We start from the raw sequence: 7,718 nt of genomic DNA, 5'->3' as shown, positions 1-7,718 counted from the left end.
CCGAGATGGGCGCGCTGCAGGAGCGGATCACCTCCACCAAGAAGGGGTCGATCACGTCGGTGCAGGCGATCTACGTGCCCGCCGACGACATCACCGACCCCGCGCCCGCGACCGCGTTCGCGCATCTGGACGCCACCACCGTGCTCTCGCGCCAGCTCACCGAGCTGGGCATCTATCCCGCGGTGGATCCGCTGTCCTCCACGTCGCGCATCCTCGACCCGATCATCCTGGGCCAGGAGCACTATCAGACCGCGCGGGCGGTGCAGTCGATCCTGCAGCGCTACAAGGACCTGCAGGACATCATCGCGATCCTCGGCATGGAGGAGCTCTCCGACGAGGACAAGCTGATCGTGGCCCGGGCCCGCAAGCTGCAGCGTTTCCTCTCTCAGCCGTTCTTCGTCGCCGAGGTGTTCACCGGCTCCCCCGGCCGCTACGTCAAGCTCGCGGATACCATCAAGGGCTTCAAGGAGGTCGTCGAGGGCAAGCACGACGATCTGCCCGAGCAGGCCTTCTACATGGTCGGCGGAATCGAGGAGGCCCAGGAGAAAGCGGCCAAGATGCGCGAGGCCAAGTAGTGCTCCTGGAGCTCGCCACGCCGACGCGCCAGCTCGTCTCCGAGGAGGTGGACGAGGTGGTGGCCCCGGGCACCGAGGGGTATTTCGGAGTCCTCCCGGGCCACGCGGCGTTGCTGGCCACGCTGGGCAGCGGCGAGGTCGTGTACCGGAAGGGCCGCGAGGAGGTCCATCTGGCCGTGCACGGCGGATTCGCCGAGGTCACGCCCGAGCGCGTGATCATCCTGGCCGAGCTGGCCGAGCGGCCGGAGGAGATCAACCGGGAGCGCGCCGAGCGCGCGCGGCAGCGCGCCGAGCAGCGGATGGCCGGCCGCGATCCGGACGGCGGCACCGAGGAGATCGACTATCACGACGCGCTCGCGGCCTATCAGCGGGCGCTCACCCGGCTGCTCGTAGTGTCGATGGGCGGCGCCTAGCCGCCCGCCTGCCTCTCGCGCGGGGCAGTGCGTCCCGCGCGGTGCCCACCGGCGCGGGCACCCTGGCCCGCGCGTCGCGTAGAAATCGGCGATTCGCCGCGTGTTGCTGCGTGGCACATCCTTCGCACTTTCGAAGGTCCATGACGACCATCCTGATCGCCGACGATGAACCCGCCATCCTCGACCTGGTCCGCTTCACGCTCGAAGACCCGCAGGTGCAGATCGTCGAGGCCGCCGACGGCGCCGCCGCGCTCGCCCTCGCGCAGCAGACCCGTCCCGAGGTGGCGCTGCTCGACGTCAAGATGCCGCACCTCAGCGGGCTCGAGGTGTGTCGGCGCCTGCGGCAGCTTCCCGAGTGCGCGCATACCCGGATCGTCATGCTCACCGCCGCGGCACAAGCCGAGGACCGCCGCCGTGGCCTGGCCGCCGGGGCCGATCATTACCTGACCAAGCCGTTCTCACCGCTCGCGCTGCTGACCCTGGTGCGCGCGCTGGTGCCGGAGGTGACGGTATGGCCGGCAGTGTAGCGCTCTCCCAGGCGCTGTCCTACGCGCGCGATCTCAAGTCGCTCTACGAGACCTCGCGCGCCCGCGAGCGGGAGCTGGAGCAGACGCAGGAGCGGCTGCGCAACGCCTACCAGCAGTCGCTGCAGTACGCGATCGACCTGCGCAAGACGTACCGTCGGCTGCAGCACGCGATCTTCCAGAGCCTGCTCGGCCTGGCCAATGCGCTGGAGGCCAAGGATCCGTATACCCGTGGTCATTCCGAGCGGGTGGGGGCGCTCGCGCGGCAGATGGCGCGCGCCGCGGGCATCCCGACCGCCACCGCCGACATGATCGCGCAGGCCGGGCTGCTGCACGATCTCGGCAAGATCGCGATTCCCGAGGGCGTGCTGCGCAAGCCCGGGTCGCTCACCGACGAGGAGTGGGCGGTCATGCGCCGGCATCCGGTGGTCTCCGCCCAGATCGTCGCGCCGCTGGAATTCTTCGCCGAGGGTGCGGTGATCCTGCGCCATCATCACGAGCGGCACGACGGCAGCGGATATCCCGACGGCCTGCGCGGCGAGTTGATCCCCATCGGGGCCCGTATCGTGGCCATCGCCGACATCTACGACGCGCTGACGTCCGACCGGCCGTATCGGACCCGGCTGTCTCACGCCGAGGCGGTGCGGCGCCTCGATGAGCAGGCGGGCCGCACGCTGGACCCCGATCTGACCGCCCTCTGCATCCGGCTGACCGACGATGCTGCTGCTGAGCGCGCGCTTTGAGCCGGCGGAGGGCGTGCGGCGTCGGCCGCCCCTCTCGCCGTGCTTCCAGGTGGCGATCGCCGCGGTGTGGATGGCGGCCCTCGGCCTGGCCCTCGAGGTGCTGCGGCCGAACTGGGCCGGGGTCGGCCATGGCCTCGCCACCGGAGCGGTTCACGCGGGCTTGATCGCGATCGGCTGGCTCGTGGCGACGGCCGCGACACCGGGGTGGCGCGGACCGGTGCTACGGCTTGCGACCGCGGCCATCCTGGCGGCGATCGCCGCCCGCGTGACCGCGTGGGGCCCGCTCGCCTTCCTGCTGGTTCCCGCGGTGTTGATTCACGAGACGCGTGGACTGCCGTCGATGCGGGCGATCGGGCTGAACGGGGCTCGGCCCATTCAACTGGTGACCGGACTGGCCGCCGGAGGATTTCTGGGGCTGCACTTGCTGCTCACGGCCTCGCTCACCTTCGGCTATCGCGTCCACGCCAGTGCCGCCGCGTACGCGGGTGCGTTGGCCTATGACGTCGGCGCCAACGTCCTGTCGGCGGAGTGGCTCTTCCGGGGTGCGCTCTTCACCGCGTGCTGGCGCCGGAGCAGCTTCTGGCCCGCCGCCCTCGCCACGACGAGCCTTTCCGTCGTGCGATATCTCCTCGACCCGGCGCTGCCACCCGCGGCCGAAGCGCGGGCCGGCGCCATCTTCTATCTCGGGCTGGTGGGGCTGGTCGCCTGCGCCCTGCGCGCGTGGAGTGGCAGCCTGCTGCCCGGGTACCTGACCGGCCTCGCGTTCTTCGCCGCGTACCGGACGCTCACGCCATGATCGCCCTGCCGCTGGTCCTGGTGGCGGCGGTGGCGGCCAGCATGGCCCTGACCGGCCAGGGCTCGGACTCGGTGCTCCGCCATCTGTACCTCCTGCCGACGGTATGGGCCGCGCTGAGCCGGGGCGCCATCGGCGGTGGCCTGGCCGGCGCCCTGGCCGGGCTTCTGCACGCGCCGTTCGCGCTGCCGGCGGTCGAGCGCGACGGCCTGACGTCCCGGACCCTCGACGGCCTGCTGTCGCTCGGCCTGCCCGTGCTCGCCGGGTTGCTCGTCGGCCGGCTCGTGGAGGGCTCGCGCGCCCGGGCGGCCCGACTCGACGCCGTCCTGGCGATCCAGCGCCGCCTCGACGGGCAGGAGCCGCTGGAGAGCGCGCTGCGCGACGTCGCGGAGATCGTGCGCCGCGCCCTGCGCGCCCGCCGCGTCGCCCTGCTCGTCGGCCACGACATCCGGACCGCGCGGCTGGCCAGCGTGCCGACCGGGACGCTCGTGCACGAGGAGTGCGCCGCGGCCTTCACGCTGGCCAGCGGCCAGGCGGTCTCGAGCGCGGACCTGTGCGCCGACCCTCGCGTCCGCGCCGATGAGCCGCCGGGGCCGAGTCCGCGGCGCGGGGTCACGCGGCCCCTCACGTCGGGAGCCGGCGTCGTCGGCGCGATCGCGGTCGAGTGGACCGGCGATCTGCCACGCCTCGCGCGGGCCGCCGCCGATGAGCTGGCCGTGCACGTGGGGCTCGCGGTGGAGAACGCGCGGCTCACGCTGCGTCAGGAGCGGTTTGCCGAGGAGCTGTCGGAGAAGGTGGCCGCCGCGACGGCGCGCCTGCGCGAGCTGGATCAGGCCAAGACCGAGTTCCTCTCGGTGGTCTCGCACGAGCTGCGCACGCCGCTGACCGCGCTGCAGGGCTTCAGCGAGCTGCTCCTTCGCGCCACGCTGCCGCCGGAGAAAGCCCGCCGCTGCCTGGTGTATCTCCACACCGAGGCGTGCACCCTCGGGCGCATCGTGGGCGAGCTGCTCGATCTCTCCCGCATCGAGACGGGACGGCCGCTGGAGCTGCGGCCCGAGCCGGTCGATCTCGACGCGCTGCTGGAGCGCAATGTCGAGCTGTTCGCGGCCGAGCACCGCGGCCACCGCTTCCGCTGGACCACCAGCACGCCCGGCGCGGCCGTCCAGGCGGATCCCGACGCGCTGGATCGAATGATGAAGAACCTCCTGTCCAATGCGGTGAAGTACTCGCCACGGGGCGGCCGCGTCGACGTATCGGCGTGTGCGGCGCCGGACGACCCGGGGATGGTCGAGGTGGCGGTGGAGGACGACGGCGTCGGTATCCCGGCCGAGCAGCTGCCCCGCATCTTCGACAAGTACGTGCGGGTGCCCCATCCCGAGACGGTGGCGGCCCGGGGTCTGGGGCTCGGGCTGAGCCTCGTGAAGGCCCTGGCCGAGGCTCACGGCGGCCGCATCGAAGTGGAGAGCCTGCCCGGCAAAGGGTCCCGATTCCGTCTGCTTCTCCCGGGTCCTGACGGCCACTTTTGACCAATTTTCCGTATAGTTGTGCTTGACACCCCCGTTCGGCGCCGTGTACCCTGTCTCTTCGGGCATGGCGCGAAGGGACGAGGTGGCCGGGCGGATGGCGGAGGCCGTGGTCAAGCGGCTGGTCGGGCGCAAGCTTGCCGACGTCCGGGACGAGGCGCGGGCGCGAGACGTGGTCCGCCGGATCCTCGTGGAGAACTTCCAGGCCGAAGAGAAGATCGACGCCGACGCCCGGGCCCTCCTGATGGACAACGCCAAGCTCATCCGCGACTCGGCCTCGGACTACAAGCGCCTCTTCACGCTGGTGAAGGCCAAGCTCGCCAAGGAGCGGGGGTTCGTGCTGTGACCCGCATGAGCCGCGAACGCATGTTCGCGCTCGCGGACCGCATCGTCGCCGATCTGACCGCCACCGAGAGCGTGATGATCAAGGCCGCCGACGAGAAGGCCCACGGGCACCTGCGCACGGAAGTCTTCCGCGTGCTCGAGGACGAGTCGAAGCTCGAGGAGTCGATCGACCAGGAGGTGCGCCGCTCCCTGAGCACCTACTCGCGGCCCGCGCCCGAAGGCAGCGCGGAGTGGGAGCTGCTCTACCAGAAGACGCGCGACGAGGTGTACCGGCGGAGGTTCCGTCTGTGAAGCGCCTGGTGGTCGGGATCAGCGGGGCCTCCGGCGCCATCTACGGCATCCGCTTCCTGGAGCTGCTGCGTGGGATCCCCGACGTCGAGGCGCACCTCGTCATATCGGACGCCGGACGCCGGACCATCGTCGAGGAGACGGACTACGCGGTCGACGACGTCGAGGCGCTCGCGCCTCGCCGGTATCGCAACCGCGATATCGGGGCCGCCATCGCCTCGGGCTCGTTCAGGACCGACGGCATGGTCATCGTGCCCTGCAGCATCAAGTCGGCCGCCGCGGTCGCCCACTGCGCCGCGGATACCCTCATCGCGCGCGCCGCGGACGTGACGCTCAAGGAAGGGCGGCGGCTCATCCTGGTCGTGCGCGAGAGCCCGCTACACCTCGGCCACCTGCGCGTGCTGACCGCGCTGGCCGAGATGGGCGCGGTGGTGCTGCCGCCGATGCCCGCCTTCTATCACCGCCCCAAGCAGATCGACGATCTCGTCGTGCACACCCTGGCCCGCGTCCTCGACCGTCTCGGCCTGCCCCATACGCTGGCGCCCGAATGGCAAGGCGGCGCGCCGCGCGTCTCGCCGCCGCCGGCGTGATCTAGTCTCGCCGCCGCCCGTGGGCCGCGAGCTCGATCTGTCGGTCGTCATTCCGGTCTACGACGAAGAGGGCAGCCTCCCGCCGCTGTGGTCGGAGATCCGCGAGGTCCTCGAGCCGACCGGCCTGCGCTACGAGGTGATCTTCGTCGACGACGGCAGCCGCGACCGGAGCGCCGACATCGTCCGCGGGTTCCGCGAGCAGGACCAGCGGGTGAGGCTCGTGCGCCTGAAAGTGAACGCGGGGGAGACCGCCGCCACCGACGCGGGCCTGAAGGCGGCGCTCGGCCGCCACGTGGTGGTGATGGACGCCGACCTCCAGAACGACCCGCGCGATATCCCGGCGATGCTCGCCCAGCTCGGCCGGTGGGACGCGGTGACCGGCTATCGAGTGGACCGGGCGGCGGGCGATTCGTGGATTCGGCGGATCTCCTCGCGCATCGCCAATCGGGTGCGCAACCGCCTCAGCGACGAGGCCGTGCAGGACAGCGGCTGCACCTTCCGCGCGTTCCGGCGAGAGTGCCTGCGCGAGCTGGTTCTCTACCACGGGTTCCACCGATTCGTCCCGACGCTCCTGACGATGCAGGGCTTCCGGGTGCTCGAGATGCCGGTGAATCACCGGCCCCGGCGCTTCGGGCGGTCCAAGTACGGTATCGGCAACCGGGCCGCGCGCGCGTTCGTGGATCTGCTGGTGGTGCGCTGGATGAAGGACCGGCGGCTGCGCTACGAGATCGTCGAGGACGTGGGCGGCGAACCGACCACCGCGCGATGAAGATCCTGCTGGTCGGCCTGGGCCGCTGGGGCGAGAAGCATCTGCGCGTGCTGGGCGAGCTGGGCGTCGAGCGGTGGGTGGCCGACGTCGACCCCGACCGGCGCGCCTTGGCGATCGGCGCCGGCGTGGCGCCCGCCTGCGTGGTGGACGACTTCCGCCGGGCGCTGCCCCAGGTCGACGCGGTCGACATCGTCACGCCCGCCGAGAGCCATCTGGCCATCGCGGCGGACTGCCTGGGCGCCGAGCGCGATTGCTTCATCGAGAAGCCGCTCACCCTGACCGTCCCCGAGGGCGAGCGGCTCGCCGCGCTCGCCGCGGCGACGACCCGCGTGGTGCAGGTGGGCCACATCTTCCGGTTTCATCCGGTGACGGTCGCGCTGCGCGAGCGGCTGGCCGCCGGCGCGCTCGGCCGCGTGCGGTACTGCGCGGGACGGTTCGCCGGCTTCAAGCGCCCGCGGACCGACGTGGGGGTGACCCAGGCCGACGCGATCCACTACTTCGATCTCTTCGCGTACCTGCTCGATCGCGACGCGACCGCGGTGACCGCCACCCTGCGCGACCATCTCGGCCGGGGCCTCGACGATTGCTCGTTCACCACGGTGGAATACGGCGACGTGCCCGCGCACATCGAGGCCGGCTACTTCGCACCCGGCACGCATCGCGAGTGCGTGATCGCGGGCGAGCGCGCGACGCTGGACGCCGATTTCGGCAGCGGGCAGGTGCGCGTGCTCGCCAACCGCCACCTCGAGACGCCGACCGGCTGGCAGGCCGCGGAGGGCGCGGTCGAGTCGTTCAAGGCCGCGGGCCCCGAGCCGCTACGCCGGCAGCTCGAGCTCTTCCTCGATGCGGTGGCTCGGCGCGGCCCCGCCGTCGTCGACGTGCAGGCGGGCCTGGCCGCGATGCGCGTGGTGGAGGCAGCGCAGCGCTCGTCGTTGCTGGGTCGGCGCGTATCCCTCAGCCCGCGGCTGAGGTAGAGTCGTTGGATATGTCGCGCAAGCGGGCTGACGGTCCAGATGGTGCCGAAGGGGGGACTCGAACCCCCACACCCTTGCGGGCACATGACCCTGAATCATGCGCGTCTGCCAATTCCGCCACTTCGGCCCGAGGCAAGGATTTCATCTTACGGACCGGCCCTATGAAGTCAAGGGGCCCGTT

Annotated in this window: 11 protein-coding genes and 1 tRNA gene; 11 read left to right on the top strand and 1 reads right to left on the bottom strand. The window is 71.5% G+C overall.

Features of this window, described 5'->3' with window-relative positions; genetic code table 11:
* The 11 genes from VKN16_00800 to VKN16_00750 form a co-directional block, all read left to right on the top strand.
* On the top strand, window positions 1-575 hold a 575-nt coding region (locus tag VKN16_00800), incomplete at its 5' end, for a F0F1 ATP synthase subunit beta (protein ID HME92736.1).
* Window positions 575-988 carry a F0F1 ATP synthase subunit epsilon gene (locus VKN16_00795; GenBank protein HME92735.1) on the top strand — a complete coding sequence of 138 codons (414 nt, stop codon included), beginning with the start codon at window positions 575-577 and terminating at the stop codon, window positions 986-988. The genes VKN16_00800 and VKN16_00795, both read left to right, overlap by 1 nt.
* Window positions 989-1,128: 140 nt before the next feature.
* Window positions 1,129-1,515 carry a response regulator gene (locus VKN16_00790; protein HME92734.1) on the top strand — a complete coding sequence of 129 codons (387 nt, stop codon included), beginning with the start codon at window positions 1,129-1,131 and terminating at the stop codon, window positions 1,513-1,515.
* Window positions 1,500-2,255 carry an HD-GYP domain-containing protein gene (locus VKN16_00785; protein HME92733.1) on the top strand — a complete coding sequence of 252 codons (756 nt, stop codon included), beginning with the start codon at window positions 1,500-1,502 and terminating at the stop codon, window positions 2,253-2,255. The genes VKN16_00790 and VKN16_00785 overlap by 16 nt, the downstream gene beginning before the upstream one ends.
* Complete coding sequence (locus VKN16_00780; protein HME92732.1) at window positions 2,230-3,051, top strand: CPBP family glutamic-type intramembrane protease; 822 nt, start codon at window positions 2,230-2,232, stop codon at window positions 3,049-3,051. Before VKN16_00785 ends, VKN16_00780 begins: the two co-directional genes overlap by 26 nt.
* Complete coding sequence (locus VKN16_00775) at window positions 3,048-4,574, top strand: HAMP domain-containing sensor histidine kinase (protein ID HME92731.1); 1,527 nt, start codon at window positions 3,048-3,050, stop codon at window positions 4,572-4,574. The genes VKN16_00780 and VKN16_00775 overlap by 4 nt, the downstream gene beginning before the upstream one ends.
* A gap of 94 nt (window positions 4,575-4,668) precedes the next feature.
* A complete protein-coding gene (locus VKN16_00770) occupies window positions 4,669-4,917 on the top strand; it encodes a DUF507 family protein (GenBank protein ID HME92730.1) in 249 nt (82 codons plus the stop codon).
* Between the two features lie 20 nt (window positions 4,918-4,937).
* Window positions 4,938-5,207, top strand: a complete 270-nt coding sequence (locus tag VKN16_00765; GenBank protein ID HME92729.1) for a DUF507 family protein — start codon at window positions 4,938-4,940, stop codon at window positions 5,205-5,207.
* Window positions 5,204-5,794: a UbiX family flavin prenyltransferase gene (locus VKN16_00760; protein ID HME92728.1), complete on the top strand. Its 591-nt coding sequence runs from the start codon at window positions 5,204-5,206 to the stop codon at window positions 5,792-5,794. Before VKN16_00765 ends, VKN16_00760 begins: the two co-directional genes overlap by 4 nt.
* 19 nt (window positions 5,795-5,813) lie before the next feature.
* Window positions 5,814-6,563, top strand: a complete 750-nt coding sequence (locus VKN16_00755; protein ID HME92727.1) for a glycosyltransferase family 2 protein — start codon at window positions 5,814-5,816, stop codon at window positions 6,561-6,563.
* The gene (locus VKN16_00750; GenBank protein ID HME92726.1) at window positions 6,560-7,537 is read left to right on the top strand and encodes a Gfo/Idh/MocA family oxidoreductase; all 978 of its coding nucleotides are present in this window, start codon (window positions 6,560-6,562) and stop codon (window positions 7,535-7,537) included. Before VKN16_00755 ends, VKN16_00750 begins: the two co-directional genes overlap by 4 nt.
* A 40-nt stretch (window positions 7,538-7,577) precedes the next feature.
* Here VKN16_00750 and VKN16_00745 read toward each other — a convergent pair.
* Window positions 7,578-7,664 (bottom strand) — tRNA-Leu (locus tag VKN16_00745).
* Window positions 7,665-7,718: the final 54 nt, after the last annotated feature.

It is taken from the genome of Candidatus Methylomirabilota bacterium (genome assembly GCA_035315345.1).
Lineage (GTDB): Bacteria > Methylomirabilota > Methylomirabilia > Rokubacteriales > CSP1-6 > CAMLFJ01.
Note: the sequence above shows the minus strand (reverse complement) of the source record. Positions and strands in the feature narration are given on the sequence as shown.

Coding starts and splice junctions, on each gene's coding strand:
- VKN16_00790 (HME92734.1), top strand. CDS start 1,129: ATGACGACCATCCTGATCGCCGACGATGAACCCGCCATCCTCGACCTG.
- VKN16_00785 (HME92733.1), top strand. CDS start 1,500: ATGGCCGGCAGTGTAGCGCTCTCCCAGGCGCTGTCCTACGCGCGCGAT.
- VKN16_00780 (HME92732.1), top strand. CDS start 2,230: ATGCTGCTGCTGAGCGCGCGCTTTGAGCCGGCGGAGGGCGTGCGGCGT.
- VKN16_00775 (HME92731.1), top strand. CDS start 3,048: ATGATCGCCCTGCCGCTGGTCCTGGTGGCGGCGGTGGCGGCCAGCATG.
- VKN16_00770 (HME92730.1), top strand. CDS start 4,669: ATGGCGGAGGCCGTGGTCAAGCGGCTGGTCGGGCGCAAGCTTGCCGAC.
- VKN16_00765 (HME92729.1), top strand. CDS start 4,938: ATGTTCGCGCTCGCGGACCGCATCGTCGCCGATCTGACCGCCACCGAG.
- VKN16_00750 (HME92726.1), top strand. CDS start 6,560: ATGAAGATCCTGCTGGTCGGCCTGGGCCGCTGGGGCGAGAAGCATCTG.